This window comes from Bacillus sp. S2(2019) (assembly GCF_005144805.1).
GTDB classification, from domain to species: domain Bacteria; phylum Bacillota; class Bacilli; order Bacillales; family Bacillaceae; genus Bacillus; species Bacillus altitudinis.
On sequence record NZ_SWFL01000003.1, the window covers coordinates 837,955 to 855,250 of the forward strand.

Here is a 17,296-nt window from a genome sequence, read left to right on the forward strand (position 1 = left end):
GAAGAAAAGCCATTTTTTGTCGTGTTTATTCTCTATAAAACATGCTTTTCACTTTATTATAACGAAAATATTTCTAAAAAACTAAAAAATATGGAAAATTCAAAGAGATTAGTTGGTCAACTTGTTCATTTGTTTGTTGAATCAACTTACTAAGTGAATATATAGGGGGAATCACTTATGGTCAAATCAAATATGACTTCGTTAAGTAGTTTACAAGGGATTGGCAACATTCAATATGAAGGAAAACATTCAAAGAACCCATTCGCATTTAAATATTATGATCCGAGCGAAATGATTGGCGGAAAATCAATGAAAGATCACCTGCGATTCTCCGTCGCTTATTGGCATACATTGACTGCTGATGGAACAGACATGTTTGGAACTGGCACGATGAAAAGGGCCTGGGATTCTTATAGTGGAATGGATTTGGCGAAAGCTAGATTGGAAGTGGCCTTTCAGCTCTTTGATCTATTGGATGTTCCGTATTTTTCATTCCATGACCGTGATATTGCACCAGAGGGCGACACGCTTCAAGAGACCAATCAGCAGTTAGACATCATCATAGAAAGAATGAAAGATTACATGCAGCAAAGCGGGGTTCGGCTTCTATGGAACACGGCTAATATGTTTAAGCATCCAAGATTTGTTCACGGTGCAGCGACATCCTGTCATGCAGATGTATTTGCCTATGCAGCAGCACAAGTGAAAAAGGGCATCGAAACAGCAAAGGAACTCGGCGCAGAAAATTATGTTTTCTGGGGAGGACGAGAAGGTTACGACACACTGCTGAATACAGATATGAAAAGAGAGCTTGACCATTTGGCGACCTTTTTGCATATGGCGGTCGATTATGCAAAAGAAATTGGATTTACAGGTCAATTTTTAATTGAGCCAAAGCCGAAGGAACCGACTACTCATCAATATGATACGGATGCAGCGACATCGATCGCCTTTTTAAAACAATATGGATTGGATTCACACTTTAAATTAAATATCGAGGCCAATCATGCGACATTAGCGGGTCATACGTTTGAGCATGAGCTGCGTGTAGCAAGAATTCATGGACTGCTCGGTTCCGTTGATGCCAACCAAGGAAACTCCCTTCTAGGATGGGACACAGATGAATTCCCAACGGATTTATATGCCACAACACTCGCCATGTATGAAATTTTGCAAAATGGCGGACTTGGAACAGGCGGTCTCAATTTTGATGCAAAAGTCAGAAGAGCCTCCTTTGAACTGGAAGATCTTCTGTATGCCCATATTGCGGGGATGGATGCATTCGCAAAAGGGCTGCGGGTGGCTCATAGACTCATAGAAGACCGTGTGTTTGAAGATGTGATCAAGCACCGGTACCGCAGTTTTTCTGAAGGAATTGGACGGGAGATTTCAGAAGGAAAGGCAAACTTTCATACATTAGAAGAATATGCACTGAAACATCCGCTCATCAGAAACGAATCTGGCAGAGAGGAACAGCTGAAAGCCAGATTAAATCAATATTTGTTAGAAGATTAATGGAGCAGGTGGATGTTTTGAAGGAGTGAACACATGAAGTATGTGATGGGAATTGATCTTGGAACGAGCGGAGTCAAAGCGATATTAGTAGATGAGAGCGGGAAGGTATGCTGCGAGACAACTAAATCTTACCGCCTCATTCAAAGCAAACCAGGTTATTGTGAGCAAAATCCTGAAGACTGGGTAGAGCAGACGATGGCCGCGATGACAGAACTTATGGAGAGAAAGCCTGTTCAGTCAAGGCAAGTAGAAGGCATCAGTTTTTCTGGACAAATGCACGGACTTGTTTTATTGGATGAATCCCTTCAAGTGCTCAGGCCTGCCATCTTGTGGAATGACACAAGAACAACACCGCAATGCGTGCGCATGACAGAAAAGCTAGGAGGCAGGCTGCAAGCGATCACAAAAAACCAGGCGTTAGAAGGATTTACACTGCCAAAGTTGTTATGGGTAAAGGAACACGAACCAGAAATTGATCAACGAATCCATTTGTTTTTACTTCCAAAAGATTATGTCAGATATCGATTAACCGGCGCTATTCATATGGACTATTCTGATGCGGCTGGTACGTTACTGTTGGATATTGGAGAACAAACATGGAGTGAGGAGATTTGCAAAACCTTTGATATTCCGCTTCGTATTTGCCCGCCGCTCGTTTCGTCGGAGGCGGAGGTTGGAACACTCTTGCCACAGATCGCAAAGGCAACCGGGATGACAGAAGATGTGAAGGTTTTTGCGGGTGGAGCGGATAATGCTTGCGGTGCCATTGGTGCCGGCATTTTATCATCAGGTCACACACTATGCAGCATTGGCACATCAGGTGTCATTCTTTCCTATGAAGAAAATCATAACAGAGAGCTGAATGGAAACTTGCATTTGTTCCATCATGCAAAAAAAGACGCTTTTTATACAATGGGAGTCACTTTGTCAGCAGGTTATAGCCTCGATTGGATTAAATCTTTACTTGCTCCAAATGATTCGTTTAAAGCCCTTTTAGCCGGAGCAAAGGATATAGCGCCTGGCGCAAATGGATTGCTATTTACGCCATATTTAGTTGGGGAAAGAACGCCTCATGCAGATTCAGTCATTCGTGGAAGCTTCATTGGATTAGACAGCCGGCATGAAAAAGCGCATATGGTTAGAGCTGTGCTTGAAGGAATCACTTTTTCATTAAATGAATCGATCGCTTTATTCAGGCAGGCCGGAAAAAGAATAGATGCTATTGTGTCCATTGGTGGAGGTGCGAGAAGTCATACATGGCTTCAAATGCAGGCAGACATTTTTCAAGCTGAAGTGATTCAGCTTGAAAATGAGCAAGGGCCCGCGTTAGGTGCAGCGATGCTTGCAGCAGTTGGATGCGGCTGGTACGAGTCACTTGAGGCGTGCGCGGATCAGTTTATTCATCAAGCGGCCGTATTTACACCAAATCAACAGCATGTCGATGTATATGATCATCTCTTTCGTTTGTATCAAAGCATTTATACATACACAAGAGACATTCATGCGGGTCTAGCAAAGTATCGATAATCTAGCAGTGAGTGGGGGCATGAAAGGAGGTGATGAATTCGTTTCATCTTAGAGATGACAGAATCAAAAGGATGAAAAAGGAGAGGAATGGACGATGAATTTGAGAAAATTAAGACTGTTGTTTGTGATGTGTATTGGACTGACGCTTATACTGACGGCTGTACCAGCCCATGCGAGAACCATTACGAATAATGAAATGGGTAACCATAGCGGGTACGATTATGAATTATGGAAGGATTATGGAAATACCTCGATGACACTCAATAACGGCGGGGCATTTAGTGCAGGCTGGAACAATATCGGAAATGCTTTATTTAGAAAAGGGAAAAAGTTTGATTCCACTAGAACTCACCATCAGCTTGGCAACATCTCCATCAATTACAACGCAAGTTTTAACCCAGGCGGGAATTCCTATCTATGTGTCTATGGCTGGACACAATCTCCATTAGCAGAATATTACATTGTTGATTCATGGGGCACGTATCGTCCAACAGGAGCGTATAAAGGATCATTTTATGCTGATGGAGGCACATATGACATTTATGAAACAACCCGTGTCAATCAGCCTTCCATTATCGGGATCGCAACCTTCAAGCAATATTGGAGTGTACGTCAAACGAAACGTACAAGCGGAACGGTCTCCGTCAGTGCGCATTTTAGAAAATGGGAAAGCTTAGGGATGCCAATGGGGAAAATGTATGAAACGGCATTTACTGTAGAAGGCTACCAAAGCAGCGGAAGTGCAAATGTGATGACCAATCAGCTGTTTATTGGCAACTAAAAAAGTCAAAGAAAAGAGCCGGGAGCAAAACTCCTGGCTCTTTCTATCATAATTTTTCAACTTCGACTCTGCCGGAAAAGAACGTCGCACCACCGCCCATATCTGCCAAACGATCAGGTGTGAGGCCATTCACCAAATGTTTTTTGCCTTTTTGGTCTGCCCATAATCCCTGACTGACAACAACACCAGATAACACATTTTGTCCGACTGACACGATCAGCTCGCATTCTCCTCGATCATTCAGCACACGAACCATGTCCCCATCTTCAATCTGTCTTTCTTTTGCATCTTGTTCATTCATATGAAGCTTCGGAAATTTCTCAAGCTTTTGATGCTTCTCATGAAGAGAGAAGGTGGAATTAAGAAAATTATGGTTTGGTCCCGGTATAAACGTTAGTGGATAATCACTTTCCTTGAATAAAGGTACATAGGTTGGAAGGGCTGGATATCCATCTTTTTTCATTTGTTCAGAGTAAAGTTCAATTTTCCCGCTTGGGGTAGGGAGCTTTAAATCTTCGAAAGGCCCTCGTTTTGCTTTGATCCACTTTTTCTCTTTTAACGCTTGATATGAAATGTTTTCATAGTGCGGGTTTTCAGGATGATGAAGAGCTTGTTCCATTAGTTCCGCATCTGTCTCTTTAAAGGCTTCATCTTCAAAGCCCATCGCATGAGCCAAAAGACGAAACACTTCAGTGTTTGATTTGCTTTCTCCATAACGTTCTATAACAGGTTCTTGAATTTGAATGTAATGATGCCAGTAAGAAGTATAAAAATCCTCGTTTTCAAAGGCAGATGTCGCTGGCAGAACAATATCCGCATAAGTGGCTGTCTCTGTCATGAACAAGTCATGGACAACCGTAAATAAGTCTTCCCGCATCAAACCGTCTCTTACTTTATTTGCTTCAGGTGTCACAACAGCCGGGTTGCAAGAGTAGACAAAAAGAGAATCAATTGAAGGTTCTGCGTTCGTTAACACGCTGCCAAGCTGATTCATATTAAATGTTCTAGGTTCGCGTTCCTTTAATAATTCCGGTCGCTGAAGAGCGGTTTCATTATAACTAAGAAAAGAAGAGTTCGATTTCATCGCACCGCCGCCTTTGTGCAGCCATTGACCGGTGAGGGCAGGGAGGCAGGAGATGGTTCGAATACTCATGCCGCCATTATCGTGATGCTGTAGCCCATTGCCAATACGAATGAGAGACGGCGTTGTCTCTGCGTACATTCTCGCAAGTGTGATGATGTCTTCTTTCGGGACACCCGTGATTTGTTCAACCGTTTCTGGATCATACTGCTTCACATGCTCGCGAAGTTCATTGTGACCGACCGTGTAAGTCTCTAAAAATGACGCATCTGTGCGGTCTTCTTTAAAAAGGACATGCATGATCCCAAGAGTTAGCGCACTGTCAGTGCCAGGGCGAAGCGGAATGAACCAATCTGCCATCCGGCCCGTTTGGTTTTTGTGCACATCAATGACGACAATTTTAGCCCCTTGCTTTCGAGCTTTTTGTGCCAACGTGATTTGATGCATATTGGTTGAAACCGCATTGATGCCCCAAAAGATAAATAGTTTCGTATGAATGGTCTCTTCTGGGTCTGTCCCGATGCTTGCGCCCATTGTATATTTATACCCAGTTGTTCCGGCTGACTGACAAATGGTTCGGTCTAGCTGACTTGAGCCAAGTCGATAGAAAAAGCGGCGGTCCATTCCTTCTGCATTAAGATTCCCCATATTCCCATAGAAGCTGTAAGGCAAAATGCTTTCTGGTCCTTTTTCTTCGATCAGCTTTGTCCATTTTTGACGAATGGTTTCAATCGCTTCTTCCCACGTAATTGGTGCAAATTGCCGGTCACCTTTTTGACCTACACGTTTTAATGGCGTTGTCAGACGTTTTTCATCATATAAACGAGCTGTGACATTCCGCACTTTATTGCAAATGTTTCCTTGAGTGACTGGATGATCTGGGTCTCCTTGAACTTTAACGATCTTTCCGTTCTCTTTATGGATTAAAAGACCGCACTGGTCAGGGCAATCTAACGAACAAACTGATTTGAATATTCCGTCTTTCATTGCTGTGTAATCGGTCATACGTTTAGCTTCCTTTCCGAATTCCGTGATCACTGTACATATGGACTTTATTTTAGCATGTTCAGACGAGGAAGGTAAGGATAAGCATATGAAAAAAAGCCCCTAATGAAAGGGACTTTTAAAAGCGGGTGACCTGCACAGGGAATTCTTTGACCCCAAACACAAACGTGCTTTGAATTGGTTTCAGCTGATCTGCCGTACAGGTGATTTCTCGAAACGTACGGAGTAAAATCTCAAGTGCTAGATGAGCCTCAAGCCGGGCGAGAGGGGCACCAAGACAAAAATGGATGCCGAAGCCAAAGCTCAAATGTGGATTTGATTTTCTGTCAAGACGAAACGTATCTGGATCGTCAAACTTCCGTTCATCACGATTCGCAGATGCCACCCAGCTGATGAGATAGTCTCCTTTTTCAATGTGAGAACCGGCAATCTGAACATCCTCTGCTGCAACTCGCCCAATCGCTTGAACAGGCGGATAATAGCGTAGCGTTTCTTCTGTCAATTGAGGAATGAGAGACAGGTCTTTCCTCACTGATTCGGCGATATGCGGCTGTTCTGTTAAAAGTCGTACTGCATTTGTGATTAAATTCGTTGTTGTTTCATTACCAGCAACGAGTAAGAGTATACAAAAGCCAAGTAGTTCATTTTCTGATAAACGCTCACCGTCAATTTCCGCTTGGATGAGAAGGGAGATTAAATCATCGGCTGGCGTTTCTTTTCGTTTTTGGATCAAATGAGCAAAGTACGCTGACAGCTCTTTTTCTGCTTGTTTTTGCATGTCGACAACGGCTTGAATAGCTTCTTTTGAATCATCTTTGGCTCCTGCAACTAGAGCATCTGAATGTTTTTTGATCAGCTCTCTGTCTTTCACTTCTGCACCGAGAAGCTCGGCGATGATCATGACAGGTAGGGGAGCGGCCAGATCTTGCACAATATCGAAGGTTCGTTGATCCTTTACTTGATGTAATAGATCATGGGTCAAGTCTTTGATCTTTTCTTCTATTTGTTTGATCGCTTTTGGCGTGAAGGCTTTATTGACGAGTGCTCTCATTTTGGTATGTTTTGGAGGGTCCATTGTTAAAATACTCGTTTTAGATGTACTTCTTCCTCGCTGTGATGAAAACACTTTTGGCTGCTTCAGAACGGACTGAATATCAGCATATCGAAAGAGATCCCAGCACTTTCTCGTTTCATCGTATCGAATATCACCCTGCGATCTTAATTCATTGTAGATAGGGAATGGGAAAAGAAGGTCATCTGTAGATCGGATTTCTTTCATTGGGATGACATTGACGTAATTTTCTTTTACTTTCATTATGAACGCTCCTTTTTCTCTTGATTCCCTTTCACGGTATCACCACGAAAAACGCATTTCAACGGACATGTTTTCTAAAATATGTCAATAGTCTAATCGAAAGATTCAAACACATTCATCCTATAGGAAAATAGAAAGTCATCAAAATGATAGCGCTTTCTAAAAACTAGAATTGAAGTCACCGAAACCAAAAATAAAATGGTGAATTCAGTCGAACGAAAGGGTACTATGATTCAAATCTGTATAGTTCCTTTGATCTAAATTGATGATTTTAAAAAACACGGCTAACATACATACCGCAAGCTGTTCAGCGTGTATTCGGGACTTTTGAAAAGCGCTGGCTCTTTCTTGACACGATTTCTCATCATGTTACGATAACTAACGTGCGAAAAACACGAACAAAAAGCGAACAAGGGAGAGGATCAATATCATTGATCAAAAGAAAGTTGCTTTCATTGGAGCAGGTTCTATGGCGGAAGGAATGATTGCAGGTATTGTGCGATCAGGTCAGATGCCTCTCAGCCAAATTTACGCAACAAACAAGCAAAATAAGCAGCGATTAAACGAACTAACGAAACGCTACGGAATCCAAACAGCCACAATGGATTCATTTCCTTTTGAAGAAATGGATATGTTGATCCTGGCAATGAAGCCAAAGGATGCTGAAACAGCACTTGAATCATTAAAACCTCATATTCAGAAAGATCAGCTCATCCTGTCTGTACTTGCAGGTGTGAAATCATCGTATATTGAAGACATGCTGCATGAAGGGCAGCCTGTTATGCGAGTAATGCCAAATACGTCAAGTACGATTGGGGCGTCGGCGACCGCTTTATCTGCTGGACGTGATGTGAAAAATGAACATGTAAGCATGAGTCGGGCTCTTTTATCTGAAATGGGAGAAGTGTATACCATTCAGGAAGAGCAAATGGATATTTTCACAGGAATTGCCGGAAGCGGTCCAGCTTATTTTTATTTCTTAATGGAAAGAATCGAAGAGGCTGGAGAAGAAGCTGGCTTATCAAAAGAAATGTCCCGTCAAATCGGTACACAGACACTTCTCGGTGCAGCGAAGATGCTGCAAGAAACAGCTGAAAATCCTTCTGTCCTCAGAGAAAAAATTACGTCACCTAATGGAACAACGGCTGCAGGACTAGATGCATTAGATGATTTTGGCGGAGGAGAAGCCATCAAGCAGGCCGTCAAACATGCCGCCAATCGATCAAAAGAAATAAGTGAACAGCAAAAACAAAAAGTAACGATATAAATAGAGCCTCAATACAGGAGTGATAAGGTGTACGCAGATAAAGAGAGAAAACGAATTGTTGTGAAAATCGGAAGCAGCTCTCTTACTAGCTTTCAAGGTGAGATTAGTTTAAAAAAACTAGAAAACCTCGTCAATCAAATTGTAAAACTCAAAGATGAAGGACACGAAGTCATTTTGGTCTCATCTGGTGCGGTTGCAGCTGGTTACCGAAAATTAGGATTTATTGATAGACCGAAAACACTGCCAGAAAAACAGGCGTCTGCCTCAATAGGGCAAGGGCTTTTAATGGAGTCATATTCTACTTTATTTTTATCGCACGGTTATATTGCTTCACAGCTATTAATTACAAGAAGCGATTTTTCAGATGAAACGCGCTATCAAAATGTGCGAAATACAATGAATGTGTTATTAGATCGAGGGATCATCCCGATTATTAATGAAAATGATACAGTGACGATCAATCGTTTGAAGTTTGGAGATAATGATACATTGTCTGCAAAAGTAGCTGGACTGATTGATGCGGATTTCCTCGCTATTTTATCTGATATTGACGGCTTGTATGAAGATAACCCTCATACAAACCCGAATGCGAAGAGAATTCTAGAAGTCACAGAAATTACAGAAGACATCGAAGCAGCCGCTGGAGATGCGGGAAGCAGCGTTGGCACAGGCGGAATGAAATCAAAACTCGATGCTTTTAAAATTTCAATGGCCGCAGGCATCAATGGCTTTTTGGGAAAAGCCGATACGCCTCACATTTTAGACAAAGCCATTAATGGGACAGAGGACGGCACTTATTTTACAGCTGACGAAAATTTAGCGCCGCTGAATTATAAAAAACAGTGGATTGCTTTTCATTCTGGCCCAAAAGGCGAAATCGTTGTTCAAGAGAAAACACAGGAGCTTCTCATGCATCGTGAGAAAAGTCTGGATTCTGACGGCATAGTCGATGTAAAGGGTTCGTTTAAAAAAGGCGATGTTGTCCGTATTTTAGATCAAGATGAAAGAGAAATAGGGCTTGGCATTGTCAATTATGCGTCCGACGAACTCGCACTGAACGGTGACTTGCTACAGGATGAAGTGGTGCATGTCGTAGATCTTGAAGCATTTGTTTGTCATTTAGATTTATCAATACCAGTTTGCTAATTATAAGGGAGGAATTTCATGACACTGACAGCTGAAGTTGTCACAACGGTCAAAGAAAAAGCGAAAAAAGCAAAGCACGTATCAAAAAAACTAGGTTTACTTCAAACAGAGGAAAAAAATGAGGCGCTGCTGAAAATAGCAGAAACACTCGAACAGCAAAGTGATTTTATTTTACAGGAAAATCAAAAGGATTTAGAGGCAGGAAAAGAAAAGGGCTTCTCTGAAGCATTAATGGATCGATTAATGTTAAATGAAGAGAGAATTCATGAGTTTGCGGAAAGTTTGCGGCTTGTGACGAGATTAACAGATCCTGTTGGAGAAATATTGGATGAATGGACTCTTGAGAACGGCTTACATGTGAAAAGCCGAAGAGTACCGCTCGGCGTGATCGGGATGATCTATGAAGCGAGACCGAATGTCACTGTCGATGCAGCAGGGCTTGCCCTTAAGGCAGGCAACTCAGTGATTTTAAAAGGCGGTTCCTCCGCTATTTCTTCCAACAAAGCCATCGTCCGCGTCATTCATGAAGCATTGGATCAAACAAAGATCCCTCGTGATGCGGTACAGTTTATTGAACAAACAGACCGTTCATCGGTTCAAGCGATGTTTCATCTAAAAGAGTGGATTGATGTTTTAATTCCGAGAGGCGGGGCTTCTTTAATCAAAACAGTTGTAGAAGAATCGACCATTCCAGTTCTTGAAACAGGGACAGGGAACTGCCATATCTTTATTGATCAAACAGCGAATGTAGAAAAAGCCATTCAGATTGTCATCAATGCGAAAACAAATCGTCCGGCCGTTTGTAATGCGCTTGAGACTCTGATCGTTCATCGCGATTGGCTGAAAGAAAATGGTGCAGCATTGAATGAAGCACTGCTTCAGCACCAAGTCACTGTGCATGGAGATCAAGACGCTCAATCCTTCTTTTCCGAAGCGGTTCCTGCGGAGGAAGTGGATTGGACAGATGAGTATTTAAGTCTTGATCTTGCGGTGAAAGTCGTTGACTCAATTGAGGACGCCATTCACCACATTGATCAGTACGGAACGAAACATTCAGAAGCCATCGTAACAGAGGATGAAAAAAACGCACAAATCTTTCTAAACGAAGTCGATGCGGCCGCTGTTTATCATAACGCATCTACACGTTTTACAGATGGCGGTGCACTAGGATATGGCGCTGAAATTGGCATTTCTACTCAAAAACTGCACGCAAGAGGGCCAATGGGACTTCCTGCACTGACAACAACAAAGCTGCTTCTATCTGGTGATGGTCAGATTAGAAGCTAGAATGAATGTAACGAACACTACCTTTCTAACTTGGGGTAGTGTTTTTTTAGTGTATGAGAAAAGAAGAGAGAAAAAAGGGGAACGACATGGAAACGATGCTGAAGCACTGACAACTCTTGAAAAAGAAGACAAAGGGCTAAAATGAAGTCCATTTTAGCCCTTTGTCAACAATCTAGTTTTTTTATGAACTTGAACGGTCTTTTTTCATGACTTTCTCAAATTTGAAAAATTCAAATGTCTCAGGCGCTAAAGGGTCATTTTCTTGATCGTTCTCATGAGGCAAGCTCGGATCTGGATGGTGCAAGTGATAAAACTCAACAATCTGAAACCCGCATTTGTTCACATAAAAATGAATGTTGCGCTTTTCAAAATAAGGAGTGACAACTTCCCACACCTTCGTTTCTGGATATTGCGCCTCAATGGCTTTCCATGCTGCCTGACCAATGCCTCGGCTGTGAGATGATGAAGAGATATATAACAGGTCCACCGAATTGCGGTGTGTGAGAGGGTTGATTTTTAAAACAACCCCTCCTGCCTTTTGACCGTTTAGTAAAATATGATAGACAAGGTTCTCAGTCGAATAAAAAGATTCATCAATCGACTCATCAGGAGGAATTGGTCTACCTTCTGCATCGCCAAATGCATCAATGATGCCAGCTGTGAAAGCATCTTGCAGTTCTTTTTTCATCAAAGGGAAGTCTTCTTGATTTGCAAGTGATAATGTGACTTGATCTTGTGCGATTTTGTTCATGTGTAAATCCTTTCTCCACATATGTGGTGTTTCTGCATGTTATCATAAAGGATGGAGTAACTCCATAGTCAAGAAAGGAGCCCTAAAAATGATGAGCGATGTTCAAAAAACATTTTTAACTGGAGAATTTGCGGCATTATTTGAAGTGAAAAAAGATACACTGCTCTATTATGATAAGATCGATTTGTTTAAGCCGGCAGGTGTTCAGGAAAATGGGTACCGTTATTATACATTTGAACAGTTTGATCATTTCATGGCCATTCAATCTCTTCGTGCTGTTCAATTTCCGATCAAACAATTAAAACAATACTTTACTGAGCCTTCTCAGGATAAATTGCAAAGTCTTGCGGTTGAGCAAGCAGAAAAGGTCGGGGAGGAGATCCAAAAACTACAGGATATTCAATCTTTTCTTTTTCGTGTGATCGAGACAACGAATGAATTATCATCAGTGAAAACAGGGGAGGTCTTGTTTCAAGAACTGCCAGAAGAACCGATCGTCCTTAGTACATCAAACCCGATTGATTCAAACACACCTATAGAAGAAATTTCTCGAATTGTAGGAGAATTTCTGAAAGGGATTGGTATTAAAGGTGCCGCGGCAAATGGTTCTGTTTTAAACAAGGAGCAGTTTTTGCAGCGTCATTATCATCAATCTGATAGGCTGTTTTGCCGAATGGAAGGGCCGGATGCAGTCAAAAAGCCTGCGGGTCTATATGCAGTCATGTATCAACAAGGAACATATGAAGAGATGGAGACTGCCTATTCACGTTTATTAGATCGAATCGAAGCAGAGGATATGATACTGGATGGTGATGTCTTTGAGGAGTATTTACTTCATTCTCTGATGTCTAAAAATGAAGCGGATTACATGACGAAACTTAGTGTGAAAGTCAGAAAACGGGAAGCTTAAGGCATCACAAAAAGGATAGACAGGCATTTTCACATGCTGTCTATCCTTTTTGGTGCTGTTTAACCGACTTGGTTTTCGGCAAATTGACTCATATAGAGGTCGGCATAAAAGCCTTTTTCTTTCAAAAGCTCACGATGAGTTCCTTTTTCAATGATCGTGCCATCTTTCATGACTAAAATGAGATCGGCATCTTTAATCGTTGAAAGTCGATGTGCAATGACGAAGCTTGTTCTGCCGTTCATTAGTTGATTCATCGCTTTTTGAATATGCATCTCTGTCCGTGTATCGACACTGCTTGTTGCTTCATCTAAGATTAATATCTTCGGATCAGATAAGATGGCACGGGCGATGGTTAACAGTTGACGCTGACCTTGTGAGAGGTTGCCGGCATCTTCTGTTAAGAGTGTGTCATATCCATCTGGAAGGGTGCGGATGAAATCGTCTGCATAGGCATGTTTAGCGGCCTTCAACACATCCTCTTTTGAAACATTTGGTCTGCCATATGCGATGTTGTCATAAATTGTGCCTTCAAAGAGCCATGTATCCTGAAGAACCATCGCAAATAAGTCACGCACTTGCTCTCGGCTGAGGTCGGTTGTTTTTACGCCGCCAATGCGAATGGAGCCTTGATCTAGCTCGTAAAAGCGCATTAACAGATTAATAATCGTTGTTTTTCCAGCGCCTGTTGGCCCAACAATGGCCACCGTTTGTCCTTCTCGGACTTGTAAATTCAAATCTTTAATAATGGGTTGATCTTTCTCATAACCGAAGTGAACGTGCTCAAAGGCCACATCTCCGGAAAGGGATTTAAGATCAATCGCTGCATCTTCTTGCGCATGTTCTTCTTCCTCATCTAGAATTTCAAACACCCGTTCAGCAGAAGCGATAGCAGATTGAACTAAGTTTGCAACACTGGATGCTTGCACAAGTGGCTGCGACATTTGTTGTGTGTATTGGATAAATGCTTGCACATCCCCAACACGAATATTCCCATTAATGACAAGAATTCCGCCAGCAACACTTACCGCCACATAGCCAAGATTCCCAATAAAGGTCATCATCGGCATCATTAAGCCGGAGATAAATTGTGCTTTTCTTGAAGATTCATATAGTTGTTCGTTTAATTGATCAAATGTATCAATGGCTTTCTTTTCATAGCCATACGCACGAACCGTCTGATGTCCTGTGAACATTTCATTAATATGTCCATTGATCATCCCTAGTTCTTTTTGCTGTGCTTTAAAATGCTTTTGCGAAAATGATGTAATGCCTCGAATCGCAAACAAACTAAGAGGCAGCGTCAAACAAACAAGCAGCGTCAGCAGCGGACTGATGAAAAGCATCATGACGACAATTCCAATGACTGTAATGACAGATGTGATCACTTGCGTGAGTGCCTGCTGTAAAGAAGTATTAATATTATCAATGTCGTTCATCACCCGGCTCAGCGTGTCTCCATGTGTTGTTTTATCAAAATAACGAAGGGGGAGACGTGTGAGCTTGTCATTTGCTTCTTGCCTTAATTCAGCAATAGTCTGCTGCGAGACACCCGCCATTACATATTGCTGCACGAATGAGAAGAGAGATGCTACGACATATAATAGAACAAGCAGCAATAAAATGCGTGAAATGACATCGAATTGAACGCCAGTTCCTTGTGTAAAACTTTCAAATAGGGAAGAGGTGGCATCCCCAAGTAATTTTGGACTGACAACATTAAAAACGGTTGAACCGATCGCTGCAATCAGGACAATGATCAGCTGAAATTTCCTCGGTTTTAAATAGCCCGTTAAACGAAGAAGTGTTTTTTTAAATTCTTTCGGTTTTTGTACTGGGCCCCTTGGGTGACCGCCTTTATGTCCCATTCCAGAAGACATTTTTTTACTCATCCTTGCTCCACCTCCTGACCTTCCTGTGATGCGACTATTTCTTGATAGACAAGGTTATCTTTCAGTAACTGTTCATGTGTACCGATACCTGCTATTTTTCCATCATCTAACACAATGATTTTATCGCTATGCTTCACTGTGCTGATTCTTTGAGCCACAATAATCAAAGCAGCATGCTCTTTTTCAGCTTCTAGCGCTGACCGAAGTTTTGCATCCGTTTTGTAATCAAGGGCAGAGAAGCTATCGTCAAACAGGTAGAATGCAGGTTTTCTTACGAGTGCTCTTGCGATCGAAAGACGTTGTTTTTGACCGCCAGAGAGATTCGAACCCCCTTGGTCTATCTCTGCGTGAATTCCGCCATCTTTTTGCAAAACAAATCCTTCGGCCTGTGCCGTCCGCAGTGCCTGCCAAATCTCGTCATCTGTTGCATCTCGTTTGCCAAAGCGCACATTATCAGCAATGGTTCCGCTAAATAAAATGGCTTTTTGAGAAACATAACCCATCTGACTTCTCAGTTTCTCTTGAGGCAATTCTCTAATATCGACACCATCTAATGTAATTTTTCCTTCTGTGGCTTCATAAAAACGTGTCATCAGCTGAAGAAGGGTCGTTTTCCCGGAACCTGTACTGCCGATGATCGACGTCGTTTCACCCTTTTTGGCTTCAAACGTCATGTCTTGAACGGCTGGTTTTTCAGCATTTGAATAATAAAATGACACATTCTCAAAGCGAATGGACTGGGCTGGCTGATCAAGTTTAGTGACAGCCTCTTTTTTGTCTTTAATTCTTGGTTCTAGATTTAACACTTCATTCATCCGTTTAGCTGATGCCTGAGCTCTAGGCACCATAATAAAACTCATAGACAGCATAATGAGTGCCATTAAAATCATCATCGCATATTGAATGAAGGCGATCAGATTCCCGACTTCCATCTGTCCGGCATCAATCCGATTAGCGCCAATCCAGACAATGCCGATATTCGTGAAGTTCATGATAATGAGCATAAAAGGGAACAAGTACGCCATTAATCGATTGACCTTAAGGCCAGTATCCTTATACGATGTATTGGCTTCTTGAAAACGTTCCTTTTCGTCATCTACTCGGTTAAACGCACGAATGACCCGAATGCCTGAAAGCGACTCTCTCATAATCAAGTTCAGACGGTCCGTTTTTTTCTGAAGCTGTCCAAAGAGGGGGATCGCTTTTCTTGACACCAAATAAATGAACCCGCCAAGAAGGGGGAGAGCTGCTAAAAAGATGAGAGATAACACAGCATCTCTAGATATAGCCAAAATAATTCCACCAACGAGCATAAGAGGCGCCCGTGTCATCATTTGTAAGATCATGATCGTGACATCTTGAACTTGTTTCACATCATTTGTGGATCTTGTAATAAAGGAAGATGTCCCGATTTTTTGAAATTCTTCTAATGAAAATTGTTCGACATGCACAAATAGCTGTCTTCTCATATCACGCCCGAAGCCTAGAGCCGTCTTAGATGACAAGTAGGACTTCCAAATTGTGAGTAAGATGGCAAGTAAAGAACAAGCCACCATCCAGCCCCCAACCTTCCATATATAAGCGACATCTCCTTGGACGATCCCGACATCAACGATATCTGCTGTCAAAGTTGGTAAATACAGCTGGAGCATACTGCTTAAAAAGGTGAGAATCACAATGGACACAACGGATAGCCGATAGGGCTTTAAAAACGATAAAATTGATTTCATACGATTACCTTTCTTCCATATAGTCTGTTGTTCTGTAACTCATCATATACAAAGAGGGATTATTTCTACAAATGAAATGTCTTGTTTTAATGAATTATTTATATTGTTCAATTTTTGAAAAGAAGTCCTTTACAAACATATAAAAATCATGGGCAGAAGGAGACATCTCTCTCGATTTAGAAGCAATAATTCCGACCGTTCTTCTCACTTGAGGGAAATCAATGGGAATTTTCACTGTAAATCGCGGTGTTGTTTCATAAAAGGCACTTTCGGGTAATAAGGTAACACCCATTCCTGCCGATACGAGACCTTTTATGGCATCCAAATCTTCTCCTTCAGATGAAATGGTAGGCTCATAGCCTGCCTGCTTGCAAGCATCAACCGCAATTTGTCTCAGCACATACCCTTCAGGAAATAACACGAAATGATCCTTTCTTAAATCACTTAAATGAATGCTCCTTTGTCCGCTAAAGGGGTGGCTAACCGGTAAAAGGGCATAAATGCTTTCGGAAAACAAGATATTTCCTTCTATTTGAGGATCGTTTGTCGGGACGGGTCCTAAAAAGGCAAGATCAATGTCTCGATTTTTGACAGCTTCAATCAGAAACTTATAGGAACCTTGCCGAAGTAAAAAATCGACCTCTGGATATTCCAGCTTAAATGCGGAAATGACAGAAGGGAGCACTTGGCTTGCTAGACTTGTAGGAAATCCAATGTTCACTGTCCCTTTGTGAGGGTCTAAGTATTCATCAATTTGTTCTTTGGCGTAATCTATCGCTTTTAGGGCGGTTCTGACATGGTCCAAAAATTGTCTGCCGATTTTCGTTAATTTGATATTTCGTCCTTCTCGTTCGAATAAAGCCACTCCAAGTTCTTCTTCTAAATTGGCAATCTGCCGGCTGATGGCAGATTGGGCAACGTGTAAGTTTTCAGCCGCTTCTGACACGTGTTCACGGTCAGCAACTTCTACAAAATAACGTAATTGACGAAGCTCCATTTTTGCACTTCACACCCATCTATCTCAAAAAGAGATTGTTTTGATCTAAATTATATATTGTTTATATTAATTTGAAAACTTAAAATAAGTTACAG

The 17,296-nt window shown here is 41.8% G+C and carries 13 protein-coding genes; 7 read left to right on the plus strand and 6 right to left on the minus strand.

The features are described from left to right. The first annotated feature begins 177 nt into the window (after window positions 1-177). The 3 genes from xylA to FBF75_RS14680 all read left to right on the plus strand — a co-directional run bounded on the left by xylA (window position 178) and on the right by FBF75_RS14680 (window position 3,823). The gene (xylA, locus tag FBF75_RS14670) at window positions 178-1,515 is read left to right on the plus strand and encodes a xylose isomerase (protein ID WP_048002881.1); all 1,338 of its coding nucleotides are present in this window, start codon (window positions 178-180) and stop codon (window positions 1,513-1,515) included. A gap of 33 nt (window positions 1,516-1,548) precedes the next feature. Then, the gene (gene xylB / locus FBF75_RS14675; protein WP_136944872.1) at window positions 1,549-3,042 is read left to right on the plus strand and encodes a xylulokinase; all 1,494 of its coding nucleotides are present in this window, start codon (window positions 1,549-1,551) and stop codon (window positions 3,040-3,042) included. Window positions 3,043-3,136: 94 nt separating this feature from the next. Then, on the plus strand, window positions 3,137-3,823 hold the full coding sequence (locus FBF75_RS14680) for a glycoside hydrolase family 11 protein (protein ID WP_007500674.1): 687 nt from the start codon (window positions 3,137-3,139) through the stop codon (window positions 3,821-3,823). 46 nt (window positions 3,824-3,869) lie between these two features. Here the strand turns inward: FBF75_RS14680 and FBF75_RS14685 are convergent, their stop codons facing one another. Next, window positions 3,870-5,909, minus strand: coding sequence for a molybdopterin oxidoreductase family protein (locus FBF75_RS14685; protein WP_136944873.1), 2,040 nt, complete (start codon window positions 5,907-5,909; stop codon window positions 3,870-3,872). A 118-nt stretch (window positions 5,910-6,027) separates the two neighbouring features. Beyond that, the gene (locus FBF75_RS14690) at window positions 6,028-7,224 is read right to left on the minus strand and encodes a cytochrome P450 (protein WP_035391784.1); all 1,197 of its coding nucleotides are present in this window, start codon (window positions 7,222-7,224) and stop codon (window positions 6,028-6,030) included. 469 nt (window positions 7,225-7,693) lie between these two features. Here FBF75_RS14690 and proC point away from each other — a divergent pair, with 469 nt between their 5' ends. From proC to FBF75_RS14705, 3 genes are read left to right on the plus strand one after another with little or no spacing between them, the layout of a single operon-like run. Continuing rightward, window positions 7,694-8,491, plus strand: a complete 798-nt coding sequence (proC, locus tag FBF75_RS14695; RefSeq protein WP_019743319.1) for a pyrroline-5-carboxylate reductase — start codon at window positions 7,694-7,696, stop codon at window positions 8,489-8,491. Between the two features lie 27 nt (window positions 8,492-8,518). After that, window positions 8,519-9,637: a glutamate 5-kinase gene (gene proB / locus FBF75_RS14700; protein ID WP_019743320.1), complete on the plus strand. Its 1,119-nt coding sequence runs from the start codon at window positions 8,519-8,521 to the stop codon at window positions 9,635-9,637. Between the two features lie 18 nt (window positions 9,638-9,655). Further along, window positions 9,656-10,924, plus strand: a complete 1,269-nt coding sequence (locus FBF75_RS14705; RefSeq protein WP_017367419.1) for a glutamate-5-semialdehyde dehydrogenase — start codon at window positions 9,656-9,658, stop codon at window positions 10,922-10,924. Window positions 10,925-11,105: 181 nt separating this feature from the next. On the opposite strand, the gene FBF75_RS14710 is transcribed toward FBF75_RS14705, so the two are convergent. After that, window positions 11,106-11,675 (minus strand): GNAT family N-acetyltransferase, encoded by a 570-nt coding sequence (locus FBF75_RS14710; protein WP_017367417.1) that lies wholly within the window; start codon window positions 11,673-11,675, stop codon window positions 11,106-11,108. An 88-nt stretch (window positions 11,676-11,763) separates the two neighbouring features. On the opposite strand from FBF75_RS14710, the gene FBF75_RS14715 reads away from it, so the two are divergent. Beyond that, the gene (locus FBF75_RS14715; protein WP_017367416.1) at window positions 11,764-12,585 is read left to right on the plus strand and encodes a MerR family transcriptional regulator; all 822 of its coding nucleotides are present in this window, start codon (window positions 11,764-11,766) and stop codon (window positions 12,583-12,585) included. A 59-nt stretch (window positions 12,586-12,644) separates the two neighbouring features. On the opposite strand, the gene FBF75_RS14720 is transcribed toward FBF75_RS14715, so the two are convergent. The 3 genes from FBF75_RS14720 to gltC form a co-directional block, all read right to left on the minus strand. Next, window positions 12,645-14,474 carry an ABC transporter ATP-binding protein gene (locus FBF75_RS14720; protein ID WP_017367415.1) on the minus strand — a complete coding sequence of 610 codons (1,830 nt, stop codon included), beginning with the start codon at window positions 14,472-14,474 and terminating at the stop codon, window positions 12,645-12,647. Continuing rightward, window positions 14,471-16,204, minus strand: a complete 1,734-nt coding sequence (locus FBF75_RS14725; RefSeq protein WP_017367414.1) for an ABC transporter ATP-binding protein — start codon at window positions 16,202-16,204, stop codon at window positions 14,471-14,473. Before FBF75_RS14725 ends, FBF75_RS14720 begins: the two co-directional genes overlap by 4 nt. Before the next feature lie 94 nt (window positions 16,205-16,298). Continuing rightward, window positions 16,299-17,201, minus strand: a complete 903-nt coding sequence (gene gltC / locus FBF75_RS14730; RefSeq protein ID WP_008346581.1) for a glutamate biosynthesis transcriptional regulator GltC — start codon at window positions 17,199-17,201, stop codon at window positions 16,299-16,301. Window positions 17,202-17,296 lie beyond the last annotated feature (95 nt).